Genomic DNA, 14,621 nt, shown 5'->3' with positions numbered 1-14,621 from the left:
ATCGATGACCGTCCCAGGGTGGCACACCGTGCCGACAATCGACGCCCCCGACCCTTCCACTGTGGAGAAGGATCCGGGCTGTTCAGGCGGGGGAGTAGAGCGCGGCGAGCCCGGCCGCCGTGGCGGCCAGCCGCTCGCGCAGCGCTGCCGGGGCCAGCACCTCGACGTCGGCGCCGAGGCGCAGCAGCTCACCGTGGGCATGGGTGAGCGACTCGATCGGCAGCACCGCGGTCACCCAACCCCGGGCGTCCGGTGGTCCGGCGCTGCTGTCCATCGCGGTCACCACCGGATCGCTGCCGACCTCGCGCAGCCGTTGCCGCCCGGCGGGGGAGAGCCGGACGTGGGCGTCGTCGCGGTGCAGCCGGGCCCGGAACTGCACCACGTGCGCCCGCCACCAGGCCGGCAGGTCGAAGTCGGCGGGTCGGTCGAACTGCTGCGCGAGTGGGGTCAGCGCGAGAATCTGGTTGACCCGGTAGGTCGCCGGCGCGCCCCGGCCGGGCTGGTCGGCCACCACATACCAACGACCGCCCTTGAGCACGAGGCCGTACGGCTCCAGGACCCGGGTCACCTCGCCGTTCCAGCCGCGGTAGCGCACCTCGACGCGGTGCTGCCGCCAGACCGCCTCGGCCGTGCGGGCCAGCTCGGGGGAGGCGTCGCCGTCGGCGTACCACCCGGGAGTGTCCAGGTGGAAGCGTTGTTGCAGTTGGGTCGCCCGGTCGCGCAGCGGCGCGGGGAGCGCGGCGTGCAGCTTGAGTTGCAGCGCCGCCACCACGTCGCCATAGCCCAGCTCGTCGGCGGGGCCGGGCAGCCCGGCGAGGAACAGCCGGTCGGCCTCCTCGGCGGTAAGCCCGGTCAGTCGGGTCCGCCAGCCGTCGACGAGCTGGTAGCCGCCGGCGTGCCCGGCCTCGCCGTAGAGCGGGATGCCGGCGGCGTGCAGCGACTCGACGTCCCGGTAGATGGTGCGGGGGGAGACGGCCAACCGCTCGGCGAGCTGCGCGGCGGTCATCCGCCCGTGCGACTGGAGCAGCAGCAGGACGGAGAGAAGTCGAGAAGCCCGCACTTCACTGACACTAGTTGTCAGGGGACCCGTCCTACCGTCCCGGCATGGCATTTCGCGACAAGGAACTACGAACGCCCGGACCGGTGCTGGTAAACGGCCGGCACCTCAAGCGCTACCACATCGACCAGCCGGAGCGACCCATCGAACCCGAGGTGGAGAAGGCCGCGTACGAGCAGGTGCCCCTGCTGCTGGTCGACCTCGTCGACGACGGCACCCCGGCCGCCGGGTGGGTGGTGCTGCACCGGGGCGCGGACACCGGTGCCTACCTGCTGGCGTACACCTGGGTGTGGGACAACGCGGTGGAGGTCCGTGTCGCCGCCGCCGGGCAGCCGGCGCTGGACTGCCCGGACGACGATCCGACCAACTTCGTCGAGGTACGTCGACCCGCCGTCGGCTGCGTCTGGGAGCTGGCGGTGTTGGAGCACGAGAGGGCCGCCTGGGTTCGGCACGTCCTTGCGCCGGACGCCCCCAACCTGACTGGATATCTGGACGACACGCGAGCGGAAGGGCCGGTGGGCCGCTGATGGGCGACTTCGACTTCTATGTGGGCACGTGGAACGTGGCGAACCGGCGACTGCGCAAGCGGTTGGTGGGCTCCGACGAGTGGGACGAATTTCCGGGGGTGTCGGTCGCGCACAGCTTCTTCGGTGGTGGCGGTAACTTCGACGAGATCACCTTCCCGACCAGAGGTTCCGCGGGTGCCACCGTCAGGATCTTCGATCCGGTGCGCGAGGAGTGGTCGATCTACTGGATGAGCAGCGTCGACGGAGTGCTCGGCCAGCCACCGATGGTGGGCCGCTTCGTCGACGGTGTCGGCCGCTTCTACGCCGACGACCAGCACGAGGGGCGCCCGGTCCGGTGCCGGTTCATCTGGTCCGACATCAGCGCGACCACCGCTCGCTGGGAGCAGGCGTTCTCGGTCGACGGCGAGCAGACCTGGGAGACCAACTGGATCATGACGTCCACCCGGGCGTCCTAGGGCTCTCGCGGCAAGTTTCGGCCATCCGGGTGCGGTGTTAGGGTCCGATCACCGCCCCGGATGGAGGAACGCGATGGCCTCCGACCACGTCGACGTGCTGATCATCGGCGCCGGCCTGTCCGGCATCGGCGCCGCCTGCCACCTTCGTCGTGAGTGCCCCGACAAGACGTACGCGGTGCTGGAGGCGCGCGACGCCATCGGCGGCACCTGGGACCTGTTCCGCTACCCGGGCATCCGCTCCGACTCGGACATGTTCACCCTCGGCTACTCCTTCAGGCCGTGGACCGCGCCGAAGGCCATCGCCGACGGCACGACCATCCGGGAGTACGTGCGGGAGACCGCCCGCGAGTACGACGTGCCACGGCACATCCGCTTCCGCCACCGGGTGCTGCGCGCCGAGTGGGACAGCGACACCGCCCGCTGGACGGTGCACACCCAGCGCACCGACACCGCCGAAACCGTGGTGCTGACCTGCTCGTTCCTGTTCGCCTGCGCCGGCTACTACCGCTACGACGAGGGTTACACCCCACCCCTGCCCGGTGTGGACGCGTACGCCGGGCGGCTGGTGCACCCGCAGCACTGGCCCGACGACCTGGACCACACCGGCAAGCGGGTGGTGGTGATCGGCAGCGGCGCCACCGCGGTCACGCTCGTGCCGGCGATGGCGCAGCGGGCCGCGCACGTGACCATGCTCCAGCGCTCACCGACGTACATTCTGCCGCTGCCCGCCCGCGACCGGCTGGCCGACGCGTTGCGGGGCCGGCTGCCGGCGAAGGTCGCGTACCCGGTGGTGCGCTGGAAGAACGTGCTGCTGTCCACAGTCAACTTCCAGCTCAGCCGGCGTGCGCCCGGCCTGGTGAAGCGGGTGCTGCGCCGGGCCGCGCGGGGCCGGCTCCCGGTGGGATACGACGTCGACAGGCACTTCTCGCCCCGCTACGACCCCTGGGACCAGCGGCTCTGCGTGGCACCAGACGGCGACCTGTTCTCGGCCGTGCGGGACGGCACCGCGTCGGTGGTCACCGACACCATCGACACCTTCACCGCGACCGGTGTCCGGTTGGCCTCCGGCGCGGAGGTGCCCGCCGACATCGTGGTCACCGCGACCGGGCTCAACCTGCTCGCCCTCGGTGGCCTGACGCTGCGGGTGGACGGCGTCGACGTCGACCTGCCCAGCACCGTCGCCTACAAGGGCATGATGCTCTCCGGTGTGCCGAACTTCGCGCTGACCCTCGGCTACACCAACGCGTCGTGGACGCTCAAGGCCGACCTGGTCGCCGGCTACGTCTGCCGACTGCTGCGGCACCTGGACCGCACCGGCCAGCAGGTCGTCACCCCGCTCGCACCGCCCGACGCCGGGCGGGTGCCACTGATCGACCTGCGCTCCGGTTACGTGCTGCGCGCCGTCGACACGCTGCCCAAGCAGGGCGCGCACGCGCCGTGGCGACTGCACCAGAACTACGCCCGCGACGTGCTGCTGATGCGGCACGGCCGGCTCATCGACGAGGGTGTGCGGTTCTCGCGCGCCGGCGAGGTGACCGCGCCCGAGCGCACCCGACGTCCGGTCGCGTCCGGGCGTCGGTAACCGGCAGCAGAGGAGCAGGATCGTGCAGAGGTTCGACTTCGCCGGCGCGACCGCCGTGGTCACCGGGGCGGCCAGTGGCATCGGTGCCGCGCTGGCCAATGCGCTGGCCCGCCGAGGCAGCGATCTGGTCCTACTGGACCGCGACGCCGAGCGGCTGGACGCGGTCACCGCCGCGATCCGCGCCGAGCACCCGGATCGTCAGCTCGCCACGTACCTGGTGGACCTCGCCGACCGGACCGCGACCGCGCAGGTGGCCGCGGAGATCGGCCAGCGGCACCCCCGGGTCCGCCTGCTGATCAACAACGCCGGCGTGGGCCTCGGTGGTCGGTTCGACCAGGTGACGTTCGACGAGTTCAGCTGGGTGATCGACGTCAACTTCCGGGCCGTCGCGCAGCTGACCCACGCGCTGCTGCCCACCCTCCGGGCCGAGCCGGGCGCGCACCTGGTCAACATCTCCAGCCTGTTCGGGCTGATCGCGCCGGCCGGGCAGACCGCGTACGCGGCGAGCAAGTTCGCCGTGCGCGGCTTCACCGAGGCGCTGCGCCACGAACTGGTCGACGACGGCATCGGGGTGACCTCGGTGCACCCCGGCGGCATCCGCACCCGGATCACCGAGAACGCCCGGATCGGCAGTGGCGTCTCCCACGACGAGTACGCGGCCGGCCGGGCGCAGTTCGAGAAGCTGCTGACCATCGCACCGGAGCGGGCCGCCGAGGTGATCCTGCGCGGCGTGGAGCGGCGTCGGGGCCGGGTGCTGATCGGCTGGTCGGCGAGGCTGCCCGACCTGTTGGCCCGGGTCCTGCCGGCCTCGTACAACCGGGTCCTGGTCACCGGCCTGAACCGGGGAGTGGCGCGTTCGGCGCCGTCGGCCCCCGGCGTGCCCGCACAACGCCCCGCCGACACCGTCGTCGACCCGGCCCGCGAGGTGGCGTGACCGGCGACCCGGTCACGGTGCCGAGCTGCCCCGCTTCTCCTCCTGCGCCAGCACCGCCTCGCGATGTTCCGTCTCGTCGCGGCGGGCCAGTTCGGCGGCGAGGCGTGCATCGGCCACCAGCCGGCCCCGGTTGCGGTGCAGGAAACTCTCGAAACCCCCCGTGTACGGGCAGGCCAGGTCACCGAGTGCCCGCTCGGGCAGGTAGCGGCAGCCCGAGCAGTAGTCGCTGATTTCGTCGATTTCGGTGCCGTCCACCGCGTACGGTCGGGTGTCCACCCGGGCGAGGTCGGCGTACTGACTCATACCGATCACCGTCGCGTTCATCACCCAGTCGGTGCCGTCGACGAAGCAACGCTGGAACCAGTCCGCCAGTTCGGTCGGGCGCCACCCGCGTTGCAACGCGTAGTTGCCCAGCACCAGCAGCCGGGGCGTGTGGTGTGTCCAGGCCCGGTCCCGGACGGCGCCGAGGACATCGGCCAGGCAGCGAGCCTCCACCGCGTCGGCGTCCAACCCGGCGAACCACTCCGGGAGCGGCTCGGTCGCGGCCAGCCAGTTGGCACCCCGAAACGGTGGCTCGAAATACCAGTACAGCTGCCAGAGGAACTCCCGCCAGCCGAGCAGACCCCGGATGAACGGCTCGACGGCCGTCCGGGGAGCCGCGCCGGTGCGACACGCCTCTTCGGCGGCGCGCACCGCCGGCTCCGGGTCGAGCAACCCGAGGTTGAACGAGGACGACAGCACCGAGTGCGCGAACAGCGGGTCGTCGACGCTCATCACGTCGGCGTAGCGGCCGTACCCGGGCAGCCGGTGGGCCAGGAAGTGCGCCAGCCGGGCCTGCGCCTCGGCGTGGGTGGCGGGGTGCTGCCGGGGGCCGTCCCGGCCGACGAACCGCACCCCGTCCACAGCCCACCGGTCCAGCTCGCGGCGAACCTGCGCGTCGATGTCGTCCTCGACGATCGGTGGTGGTGGCGGCGGTGGCGGCGCCAGCGCGCCCCGGTTCTCGGCGCGGGGTCGCCGCCGGGCGCTCCCGGCCGGAGCGGTCAGGACGCTGTGGCGGCGGCGGGCGTGCCGGTAGAAGTCGGTCATCCGCAGCGTGCCACGCCGGGTCTGGTCCGCCCAGCCGGCGAAGTCGGCCTGACTGGTGATGAAACCCCGGGGTGGCAGCACGGTCAGCCCCGGCACCGACCGGGCGAAGCGCAACGCTGCCCGGGAGTGCGGGTGGCACACCTCCACCGGCTCGGCGACCTGCGTCAACGCCTCCCGGAACGTGTCGGTGCGCAGCAGCAGCGCCCGGTCGCCCAACTCGGCCGCACGGTGCCGCAACGCGGAGAGGATCAGGTGTGCCTTCTGCCGGTGCATCGGCCGTCGGCGGAAGAGTTCTCGGGTCTCCACCAGCAGCACCGGCTGGTCGGGGTCGTCGAGGAAGTGTGGCCCGAGTTGGTCGGCCAGCAACCATCGGCGGCGATGCATGACACGATTTTGCCCAATCGAGGGCCTTCGCGCTCGGTAGCCGGGCCGGAAAGTTCCGCAGGGGATCCCGGGCGGCACGAGGGGAATCAGGCCGAGTCGGCCACCGCCGCGCTCGGGCCCACGTCCCGGCCGCGAAACAGTATGGTCAACACCACGAGGGCGACCAGCAACGCCGCCACCGCGTACACCGGGGCCGGGCCGAGCGGCGCGAGCAGTGCCAGCAGCGCGACGGCCGGGAAGGCCACGACCACCGCGCCGTGCTGCTGCCGGCGTACGTGCAGCACCCAGACCGTGAGCAGGAAGACGGCGACCGGGACGGCCACCGCGTACCCGGCGACCCTTCCCGAAATGTGCGCGAGGTGCCGCTCGTGGTCCACCGACACGCTCAGACCCGCGCCGACCCCGGCGATCGCCGCGAAGACCAGGTAGTGGCCATAACCCCAGACCAGGGAGTACGGCAGCCGGTCCGGTGCCTCGTTGCGCCGATCGAAGTAGAGCCACCAGAGCGCGAACACGATCACCGCGCCCGCCACCGCGAGCAGCCAGAGGTCGTGTTCCCCGGCGTCGAGCCCGTCCTGGATCGCCAACGAGACGGCCGCCACCGCCTCACCGAGCACGATCAGGGTGAACAGCCCGTACCGCTCGGTGATGTGCGTCGGGTGCCAGGGGGTCATGCCGGGACGTTCGGCCACCGCCGGCACCAGCAGGTCGGCCAGCCCCAGCAGCACGAACGACGCGAGCCCCCACTCGACGGGCAGCAACAGGCGCAGCAGCCACCCGAGCTGCACGACCGTCACGCCGATCACGTAGCGGCGCGCCGCCGCACGGTGCGCGGGATCGCCGACCGCCGCTCGGCTCCAGTGCACGACGGCGGCCAGCCGCATCACCACGTACCCGTAGGTGATGACGGTGAAGTCGTTGTCGGCGAAGGCGCGTGGCACCCCGGCCGCCAGGATCAACGCCCCGAGGATCTGCACCAGGGTGGTGATCCGGTAGACGTCGTCGTCGGTGTCGTAGGCCGAGGCGAACCAGGTGAAGTTCATCCACGACCACCAGATCGCGAAGAACACCATCACGTAGCCGGTGACCGCGTGGGCGAGGTGGCCCTCGGTCAGGAGGTGGTGCAGGCTGGTCGCGGCCTGCGCCACGGCCACCACGAAGCAGAGGTCGAAGAACAACTCCAGCGGGGTGGCCGCACGGTGCGGCTCGTCGCGACGACGTGGCCGCATCGGCCGGTAGAACGGCCGCACCGACCGAGGTTGAGTCAATGCAGTTCCTCAGGTCGCCTCAGCCGAGCCGACGGCCGTGGGTCAGCCCCTCCAGCACCAGGGTCAGCCCCGCGCCGACCAGCCAGACGTCCTTGGCCAGCCCCGCGCCCTGCTGGGTCGGGCGGATGCTGCCAGGCTCGCGCATCCCCGGCGTCTTCAGGTACAGCTGCACCAGACCCGCGCCGAACGCGGTCAGGCCCAGCCCGACCAGGGGCGCCGGAACGAACGGCGTGATCAACGCGGCCCCCAGGGCGATCTCCGAGTACGACAGCAGCTTGGCGAAGCGCGCCGGCTCCAGCTGACCGAGCTGGGGCATGGCGGCGACCGCCATCCCGTGCATGCCCTCGGCGGCGGCGCCCTCCAGGTTGCGCTTGCCCAAACCCGAGTTGAGGAAGTACGCGCCGATGCTGAGCCGTAGTGGCAGGTGCGCGAATTTCATGGTCACTCCCGTTGGCCGTGGTCGAATGGGGCCCGCGTACCCCGGACCGCCCGCGATAACCCGCCGGGCCGGCTGGGCTGGCCGTGGTGGTCGCGGTAGGTTCGCCGGGGGCCCAGCGCCGAGCCCGTGGCACACCCGCCCACCCCGGCACCCGGCCCTGCCGCAGACCACCAGCAGGAGGCGAAGTGAGCCAGGAAGTCCGGGGAGTCATCTCCCGCAGCAAGGGCGCGCCGGTCGAGGTCACCACCATCGTGGTGCCCGATCCCGGGCCCGGTGAGGCGATCGTCCGGATTCAGTCGTGCGGGGTCTGCCACACCGACCTGCACTACCGCGAGGGCGGCATCAACGACGACTACCCGTTCCTGCTCGGGCACGAGGCGGCGGGCATCGTGGAGCAGGTCGGCGAGGGCGTCACCGACGTCGCCCCGGGCGATTTCGTGGTGCTCAACTGGCGGGCGGTCTGCGGCGTGTGTCGCGCCTGTCGCCGCGGTCGGCCCTGGTACTGCTTCAACACCCACAACGCCACCCAGCGGATGACCCTCACCGACGGCACCGAGCTCGCCCCGGCGCTGGGCATCGGGGCGTTCGCCGAGAAGACCCTGGTGCACGCCGGGCAGTGCACCAAGGTTGACCCGGCGGCCCGTCCCGCCGCCGTGGGTCTGCTCGGGTGCGGGGTGATGGCCGGGCTGGGTGCGGCAATGAACACCGGCAACGTCACCCGGGGCGACTCGGTCGCGGTGATCGGCTGCGGCGGCGTCGGGGACGCCGCGGTCGCCGGTGCGGCCCTCGCCGGCGCCACCACGATCGTCGCGGTGGACACCGACAGCCGCAAGCTCGACTGGGCCCGCAAGTTCGGCGCCACGCACACCGTGAACGCCTCCGAGACCGACCCGGTCGAGGCGATCCGCGCCGCCACCGGTGGCTTCGGCGCCGACGTGGTGATCGACGCGGTGGGCCGACCGGAGACGTGGAAGCAGGCGTTCTACGCTCGCGACCTGGCCGGCACGGTGGTGCTGGTCGGCGTACCGACCCCGCAGATGCAGGTCGAGCTTCCGCTGCTGGACGTGTTCGGGCGCGGCGGAGCCCTCAAGTCCAGTTGGTACGGCGACTGCCTGCCCAGCCGGGACTTCCCGATGCTCACCGAGCTGTACCTGCAGGGCCGACTCGACCTCGACGCGTTCGTCACCGAGGAGATCGCGCTCGACCAGGTGGAGAACGCCTTCGACCGGATGCACCACGGCGACGTGCTCCGCTCGGTGGTGGTGTTCCCGTGACCGCCCGCGTCGACCACACGGTCACCTCGGGCACGTTCTCCCTGGACGGGCAGACGTTCGACGTGGACAACAACGTCTGGGTGATCGGTGACGACCGCGAGTGCGTCGTCCTGGACGCACCGCACGACGTGGCGGCGATCCTCGCCCTGGTGGGCGACCGGCAGGTCCGGGCGATCCTGGCCACCCACGCCCACGACGATCACGTCCGGGTGGCGCCCGAGCTGGCCGAGGCCACCGGCGCGCCGGTGCTGCTGCACGCCTCCGACCGGGTCCTCTGGGACATGGTCCACCCGCACCTGCCGCCCAACGGCGAGTTGCACGACGGACAGAGCATCGAGGTGGGCGGCACCACGCTGCGGGTGCTGCACACCCCCGGGCACAGCCCCGGCGCGTGCAGCTTCCACGCGCCGGACCTGGGCACGGTGTTCACCGGTGACACGCTCTTCGCCGGTGGTCCGGGCGCGACCGGCCGCTCGTACAGCGACTTCGACACCATCGTCCGGTCGATCCGCACCCGCCTGCTGACCCTTCCGGCGGAGACGGTCGTGCACACCGGTCACGGCGACGACACCACGATCGGCGCGGAGGCGCCGCACCTGCAGGAGTGGCTGGACCGCGGCCACTGACCCCTGCGTACGTCTTGGTTGGGCTGGCGGACCGGCCTGCTGGCGTGTTGGCGCGTGGTCGACGGGCTCAGCGTTCGTCGGCCGCGCCCAGCACCGGTTTGACGTCCACGATCGGGGTGCCGTCGAGGGCCTCCAGATCGGCCACCTCGACGCGTAGCCCGTCCACCGCCAGGACCCGCACCCGGTGCAACCCGATCGGGTTGGGCCGGTGCGGGGAGCGGGTGCTGAACACCCCGGTCTCCGGCCGGTTCTCGTCGCCGCGTGGGTGCACCGCCAGCACGTCGCGCCGGGCGCGGTCCAACCAGGTCAGCACCAGCAGCTCCGCGCCGACCCGCAGGTCACGCAGGGCCCGCTCGACCTGCGGGTCGAAGACCAGCCACGCCGTCGGCGCGCCCTCGTCGCCCTGCCGTGGCGCGCTCGCCGCGTCGGTCAGCGGCGAGGCCACCCGGCCGACCGGGTGCAGCGGGTACGCCTCATCGCTCACTGCCTCGACCATCCTCGCTCCCTCCTGGACGGTCCCAACCTAACCCGGCCGCGGCGCTAGGATCCCGCTCATGGCCGCCGACCCGCCCGCCTCGCCCGCCACCGCCCACTCGCCGGGCTCGCCCGTCCCCGTCGTCCGTCAGTTGCGCCTGGTGGTGGAGGCCGCCGATTACGAGGCCGCCGTCGCCTTCTTCCGCGACGCGCTGGGCCTACCGGAGGAGGCGGCGTTCAGCGGTGAGGGCGATGCCCGGGTGGTGATCCTGGACGCCGGCCGCGCCACCCTGGAGATCGCCAACCCCGCGCAGAAGCGCCTGATCGACGAGGTCGAGGTGGGTCGGCAGGTCGCGCCGCGCATCCGGGTGGCCTTCGAGGTGGACGACACGGAGGCGACGACCGCCCGTCTGGTGGCCGCCGGGGCGAGCGAGGTCGCGCCGCCGACGCGTACGCCGTGGCAGTCGCTCAACTCTCGGCTCGACGCCCCCGCCGGCCTACACATCACCGTCTTTCAGGAACTCCTCACGCCGGACAAGGGTGTCGGGACGGGAGATGCGGAGTCCGGACAAGACGGCGACAGCTGAGGCGGACCACCCTGGAACTTCCGTCGTTCCCAGCGGTCCCGTCCCCACCGGCACTCTGTCCGGACATTGCCCTCCGGCCCTGGAAGCACCGTCCGTCACGGCCGTCCGGCCTGATGTGGGCAGAGCCGCCATGTCCGATTCTGTGCGGTGACCGGGGCCGCACCGGGCCGACCTTCGGGCGTTTCCGGAATGCCCGACACGTCAACCCGGTTGTGTCCCCCGTACCGCCGGAGCCCAAACCCTTTCCGCGGTCATCTCCCGAGGAGTGTTCACCCCGGAGCGCTTCGCACGATCGAAAGGGCAACCATCGTGAAGGTCGACTTCACTCGATGGCTCCCCGCCATCGCCAAGGACTCGTACCGCAAGACCGCGCTGAGCGTGGCGGGTGTGGCTGCCCTCGGCGGTCTGGCGCTCGCGCCGACCGCAGCCGCCGCCCCGGTCACCACCGGACCGCACCAGGGCGCCGTCGCCGCCATCGACCTCGCCACCGGCAAGGCCGCCACCTCGGCACACCAGGATGACCAGCCCGTCGAGTCGGGCCTGACCACCGGCTCCGCCACCGGCAAGCCGCCGGCCGGCAAGCCGAGCCGTGCCCAGCTGATCCCGCACGGCATCGAGGGCGCACAGTCGCGCGTACCGCTCGACGACGCGCAGCTGGCCAACGCCCGGGCCATCGTCGACGCCGCCAAGAAGACCGGCGTCGGTGACCGGGGCGCGGTGATCGGCGTCGCCACCTCGCTGCAGGAGTCGAAGCTGTACAACCTCGGCCACCTCGGCGCGTACAACGACCACGACTCGCAGGGGCTGTTCCAGCAGCGTCCGTCGTCCGGTTGGGGCACGCCCGACCAGATCACCGACCCGGAGTACGCCGCCACGGCGTTCTTCAGCGCACTCAAGAACGTCGGCGGCTGGCAGGACCTGCCGCTCACCACCGCCGCGCAGACCGTGCAGGTCTCCGCCTTCCCGTACGCGTACGCGCAGTGGGAGGAGCAGGCGGCGGACATCGTCCAGCAGCTCTGGTGACACCCGCACACGAGGCCGGCCGGCTCCCTTCGACGGGAGCCGGCCGGTTCTTCGTGTTCGCGTACCTCAGCAGGCCGGGTAGAGGCGGCGGGTGCCGACACCGGCCGCGTACGCGGCCCGGTCGCTGAACCGGCAGCCGTAGTCCGCTCGGGCCACCACCGCCGGGTCGGTCACTGTGTCGCCGGCCGGGCGCTTGTCCGTGCGTACCCAGGACACCAGGTCGTCCCAGGCGGCGCCGGCCTCCGCCGGGGTGAACTCGCAGTGCTGCGTGGCCCGGATCGCCCGCTGGACCACCAGCTTGCTGCGACCGTGACGCGCCACGTCGGTGGCGTACGCCTGCTCCATGCTGAACGGTACGAACATGTCCCCGAGTCCGTGCAGGCTGAGCACCGGCGCGGTCGGGCGGCCGGCGATCCGCGGCACCTCGGTCAGCGTCGGCAGGAGCCGCTGCCACACGTTCTCCGGGGCGACCCGCTGCACCGTGGCGTTGACGTTCACCGGGCTGTTCGGGGTGTAGCGGGTGAGCAGGTTGGTGGAGAGCTGACCGGGTCGTTGGGCGGGGGAGTTGCCGCTCCCGGTGGGCACGCTGATCGAAAAGAGGAAGTCCTTCCAGACCGCGAACGCGGCGTCGGCTCCCGGGCGCGGCCCGCCGGAACGGTTCACGGTGATGGCTCGCAGCTGCTTGCCCCGGTCCGTGGTGGTGTCCGGCCCGGTGGGGGTCAACCCGGCCAGGCCCAGGGCCACCTGGATGCGGGGCACCGCGTTGGTCAGGTAATCAGCCGGCGTGGGATAGGCCGGCACCCCGGCGAGCGCCTGCGCGACGAGGTTGTAGTCCAGGTAGAAGTCGAGCAGCGTCTGGTCGCCGAGCACCCCGCACATCGGCAGCGCGCCGTCGTAGAAGCCGGGGTACTGCTCCAGCGAACGACCGATGACGTACCCACCCATCGACACCCCGGCGACGTAGGTGTGCTGCGGTTGGCGGACCGTCCGCCCGAAGTGGTCGGCGAGGTCCTTCGTGCCCAGCACCCCGGAGCGGATGTCGAAGCCGTTGCGGTCGTACGAGGACGACGCCCAGGCGTACCCCTGCTCCAGGAGGCGCTGGCGCAGCCCGAAGGCCGGCGGTTCCGGTGAGAGCACCGTGCCCTGGCCGCGGTAGCCGTGCGCCCACAACACCAGGTCGCCGTTCCACCGGGCGGGCACCTCGATGATGTACCCGGCGTGGCGGTGCACGCCCTGACGTACCGTCGTCGGCTTGTCGCCCACGACCAACGGCGCCAACGGCGGGTTCTCGATGGTGTAGCCGGGCAGCGGTTCGCCGCCCTGCGCGTCACGACCGGTGGCGCCGGCCGGCGCGGCACCGGCCAGGCCGACCGCGAGGGTCAGCGTCGCGGTTGCCGCGAGCAGCCGGCGGACGGTACGAACGGGTGTGGACAGCATCGATGCTCCCCATCGGACGGATGTCGCCCGGGGGCGACCAGCGGGACGGTTGCCTACCGGCCGGTAGCATCCTGAACCTAGAACCGCCGTCGACCAGTGTCAATGGGTACGCTGATCGGCTGGTCAGCACGGCTGTCCAGTTGCACCCGGTCGTTCCGCCAATGGGCCGATCGGGTTGACTGGTCGCCGTGGACGAGTCGATCTGGGAGGCGGCCCGGGCGTCGCGCAGCTGGCTGGACGCGGCGAACGGCAGTGGGCAGACCGAGCTGACCTGCCGCATCCTCAAGCTGACCGAGGAGGCGGGGGAGGCGTCGGCCGCCTGGATCGGTCTGCTCGGGCAGAATCCTCGCAAGGGCGTCACCCACACCAGCGAGGACGTCGCGGCGGAGTTGGCCGACGTCGCCTTCACCGCGCTGGTGGCCATCGAAAGCCTGGGGCTGGACGCGCGAACGGCCCTGGACACCTGCGCCGCAAAGGTGCGCTCCCGCCTGACGGACCAGGAACGTCCCTAGCGTCCAGTCACGGCCGTCCACCCTTCCCGCCAGCCGTCATGTCGACCGGTCCGTGAACTCTGCGCCGGCGATGGGTGTTCTGCGCGGATCGCTTCATTCGTGATCGACTCGGTTTTCTTGATGTCGGGGTGTCCGGGCGTCCGGGATGCCCCGACTTCCGTGAACCCGAGCGGATCACCCCCGAGTGAGGGTCGGTTCGACGCCGTGGAGTGGGTGATGTGTGGGCCGTTTGTCCGATCCTGGGTGTTTGGGGTGGTGACCGGGTGCACCCGTGGGCCGGAATCATGGCCGGGCCGGGGTCGTTACATACCCTGACGATCGCAGCACCACCGACCCGCCGCCCGATCGCTGGGGCTGGTCGCGCAGGTTGGAATGCCAGCCTCCGCCCGGTCGTTACAGTCCCCACGAACGACCGCAGGCACCGCCACGATGAGGGTGCCGATGGACGGGCCAACCCCGGAATGACCCGGGCCCCCCGGTCGTTACACCTGGACCCGGCGCCACGAGCCCCCGCTCGCTAGGCCGCCGACCCCGACGCTCGGTAAGCGTCAACCCCAAAGACTTTCCCCCTTGTACGTGCAGCGCCGGACGAGGTGCTCACACCCCACCGCCGTTCCCCCCTTTGGCGGTCGGGGTGTCCTACCCCCGAAGGAGCTACCCCTCATGAACACGATCTTCCGTAAGAGCATGCTGTCCGTTGCTGGTCTCGCGTTCGCCGGTGGTGTGTTCGCCGGCCCGGTCGCCCACGTGGCCAACCCGGTAGACGCCAAGCCGGTCGCCGTTGCGGTGCAGGCTGACAAGCCCGACGCCAGCAAGCTGATCCCGCACGGCACCCAGGGTGACCAGTCCCGTATCACCCTGAACGACGAGCAGACCGCCAACGCCAAGGCGATCATCGCCGCCACGAAGAAGGCCGGCCTCCCGGAGCGGGCCGCGGTCATCTCGATCGCGACCAG

The 14,621-nt window shown here is 71.7% G+C and carries 15 protein-coding genes and 1 pseudogene; 10 read left to right on the top strand and 6 right to left on the bottom strand.

Annotation, left to right across the window (positions count from 1 at the left end; genetic code table 11):
* Positions 1-82: 82 nt before the first annotated feature.
* Positions 83-1,060, bottom strand: a complete 978-nt coding sequence (locus tag ACIBD9_RS28100) for a helix-turn-helix transcriptional regulator (RefSeq protein WP_396722132.1) — start codon at positions 1,058-1,060, stop codon at positions 83-85.
* A 44-nt stretch (positions 1,061-1,104) separates the two neighbouring features.
* On the opposite strand from ACIBD9_RS28100, the gene ACIBD9_RS28095 reads away from it, so the two are divergent.
* The 4 genes from ACIBD9_RS28095 to ACIBD9_RS28080 all read left to right on the top strand — a co-directional run bounded on the left by ACIBD9_RS28095 (position 1,105) and on the right by ACIBD9_RS28080 (position 4,555).
* Positions 1,105-1,584: a hypothetical protein gene (locus tag ACIBD9_RS28095; protein ID WP_396722130.1), complete on the top strand. Its 480-nt coding sequence runs from the start codon at positions 1,105-1,107 to the stop codon at positions 1,582-1,584.
* A complete protein-coding gene (locus ACIBD9_RS28090; protein ID WP_396722128.1) occupies positions 1,584-2,039 on the top strand; it encodes a hypothetical protein in 456 nt (151 codons plus the stop codon). Before ACIBD9_RS28095 ends, ACIBD9_RS28090 begins: the two co-directional genes overlap by 1 nt.
* A 73-nt stretch (positions 2,040-2,112) precedes the next feature.
* Positions 2,113-3,621 (top strand): flavin-containing monooxygenase, encoded by a 1,509-nt coding sequence (locus ACIBD9_RS28085; protein ID WP_396722127.1) that lies wholly within the window; start codon positions 2,113-2,115, stop codon positions 3,619-3,621.
* A 22-nt stretch (positions 3,622-3,643) separates the two neighbouring features.
* A complete protein-coding gene (locus ACIBD9_RS28080) occupies positions 3,644-4,555 on the top strand; it encodes an SDR family NAD(P)-dependent oxidoreductase (protein WP_396722126.1) in 912 nt (303 codons plus the stop codon).
* A 12-nt stretch (positions 4,556-4,567) separates the two neighbouring features.
* Here ACIBD9_RS28080 and ACIBD9_RS28075 read toward each other — a convergent pair whose 3' ends face one another.
* From ACIBD9_RS28075 to ACIBD9_RS28065, 3 genes are all read right to left on the bottom strand, one after another.
* Positions 4,568-6,025, bottom strand: a complete 1,458-nt coding sequence (locus tag ACIBD9_RS28075; RefSeq protein WP_396722124.1) for a cryptochrome/photolyase family protein — start codon at positions 6,023-6,025, stop codon at positions 4,568-4,570.
* 86 nt (positions 6,026-6,111) lie between these two features.
* Positions 6,112-7,275, bottom strand: a complete 1,164-nt coding sequence (locus ACIBD9_RS28070) for a low temperature requirement protein A (RefSeq protein ID WP_396722122.1) — start codon at positions 7,273-7,275, stop codon at positions 6,112-6,114.
* A 37-nt stretch (positions 7,276-7,312) separates the two neighbouring features.
* Positions 7,313-7,732 (bottom strand): hypothetical protein, encoded by a 420-nt coding sequence (locus tag ACIBD9_RS28065; protein WP_387170123.1) that lies wholly within the window; start codon positions 7,730-7,732, stop codon positions 7,313-7,315.
* Positions 7,733-7,917: 185 nt separating this feature from the next.
* Between ACIBD9_RS28065 and ACIBD9_RS28060 the strand changes: the two genes are divergently transcribed.
* Together ACIBD9_RS28060 and ACIBD9_RS28055 are read left to right on the top strand one after the other, a co-directional pair.
* Positions 7,918-9,006 (top strand): S-(hydroxymethyl)mycothiol dehydrogenase, encoded by a 1,089-nt coding sequence (locus tag ACIBD9_RS28060; protein ID WP_387170121.1) that lies wholly within the window; start codon positions 7,918-7,920, stop codon positions 9,004-9,006.
* On the top strand, positions 9,003-9,632 hold the full coding sequence (locus tag ACIBD9_RS28055; RefSeq protein ID WP_396722121.1) for an MBL fold metallo-hydrolase: 630 nt from the start codon (positions 9,003-9,005) through the stop codon (positions 9,630-9,632). The genes ACIBD9_RS28060 and ACIBD9_RS28055 overlap by 4 nt, the downstream gene beginning before the upstream one ends.
* Positions 9,633-9,699: 67 nt before the next feature.
* On the opposite strand, the gene tsaA is transcribed toward ACIBD9_RS28055, so the two are convergent.
* Positions 9,700-10,128, bottom strand: coding sequence for a tRNA (N6-threonylcarbamoyladenosine(37)-N6)-methyltransferase TrmO (gene tsaA, locus ACIBD9_RS28050; RefSeq protein WP_396722120.1), 429 nt, complete (start codon positions 10,126-10,128; stop codon positions 9,700-9,702).
* A 58-nt stretch (positions 10,129-10,186) separates the two neighbouring features.
* Between tsaA and ACIBD9_RS28045 the strand changes: the two genes are divergently transcribed.
* A complete protein-coding gene (locus ACIBD9_RS28045) occupies positions 10,187-10,693 on the top strand; it encodes a VOC family protein (protein WP_396722119.1) in 507 nt (168 codons plus the stop codon).
* Positions 10,694-11,002: 309 nt separating this feature from the next.
* A complete protein-coding gene (locus ACIBD9_RS28040; protein ID WP_396722117.1) occupies positions 11,003-11,716 on the top strand; it encodes a hypothetical protein in 714 nt (237 codons plus the stop codon).
* Positions 11,717-11,782: 66 nt separating this feature from the next.
* On the opposite strand, the gene ACIBD9_RS28035 is transcribed toward ACIBD9_RS28040, so the two are convergent.
* The gene (locus ACIBD9_RS28035) at positions 11,783-13,153 is read right to left on the bottom strand and encodes an alpha/beta hydrolase family protein (RefSeq protein WP_396722116.1); all 1,371 of its coding nucleotides are present in this window, start codon (positions 13,151-13,153) and stop codon (positions 11,783-11,785) included.
* A gap of 188 nt (positions 13,154-13,341) precedes the next feature.
* Between ACIBD9_RS28035 and ACIBD9_RS28030 the strand changes: the two genes are divergently transcribed.
* Positions 13,342-13,665, top strand: coding sequence for a MazG-like family protein (locus ACIBD9_RS28030; RefSeq protein WP_396722114.1), 324 nt, complete (start codon positions 13,342-13,344; stop codon positions 13,663-13,665).
* A gap of 663 nt (positions 13,666-14,328) precedes the next feature.
* Positions 14,329-14,621: pseudogene (locus ACIBD9_RS28025) on the top strand (hypothetical protein); the annotation flags it as partial.

It is taken from the genome of Micromonospora sp. NPDC050784 (assembly GCF_044456765.1).
Taxonomy (GTDB): Bacteria; Actinomycetota; Actinomycetes; order Mycobacteriales; family Micromonosporaceae; genus Micromonospora; species Micromonospora foliorum.
The sequence above is the reverse complement of the archived record's forward strand: the minus strand, read 5'-3'. Positions and strand labels throughout refer to the sequence as shown.

Bases quoted from the DNA above. Each gene is read 5' to 3' on its own strand.
- ACIBD9_RS28045 (WP_396722119.1), top strand. From the start codon at position 10,187: ATGGCCGCCGACCCGCCCGCCTCGCCCGCCACCGCCCACTCGCCGGGC.
- ACIBD9_RS28065 (WP_387170123.1), bottom strand. From the start codon at position 7,732: ATGAAATTCGCGCACCTGCCACTACGGCTCAGCATCGGCGCGTACTTC.
- ACIBD9_RS28035 (WP_396722116.1), bottom strand. From the start codon at position 13,153: ATGCTGTCCACACCCGTTCGTACCGTCCGCCGGCTGCTCGCGGCAACC.
- ACIBD9_RS28075 (WP_396722124.1), bottom strand. From the start codon at position 6,025: ATGCATCGCCGCCGATGGTTGCTGGCCGACCAACTCGGGCCACACTTC.
- ACIBD9_RS28085 (WP_396722127.1), top strand. From the start codon at position 2,113: ATGGCCTCCGACCACGTCGACGTGCTGATCATCGGCGCCGGCCTGTCC.
- tsaA (WP_396722120.1), bottom strand. From the start codon at position 10,128: ATGGTCGAGGCAGTGAGCGATGAGGCGTACCCGCTGCACCCGGTCGGC.
- ACIBD9_RS28090 (WP_396722128.1), top strand. From the start codon at position 1,584: ATGGGCGACTTCGACTTCTATGTGGGCACGTGGAACGTGGCGAACCGG.
- ACIBD9_RS28095 (WP_396722130.1), top strand. From the start codon at position 1,105: ATGGCATTTCGCGACAAGGAACTACGAACGCCCGGACCGGTGCTGGTA.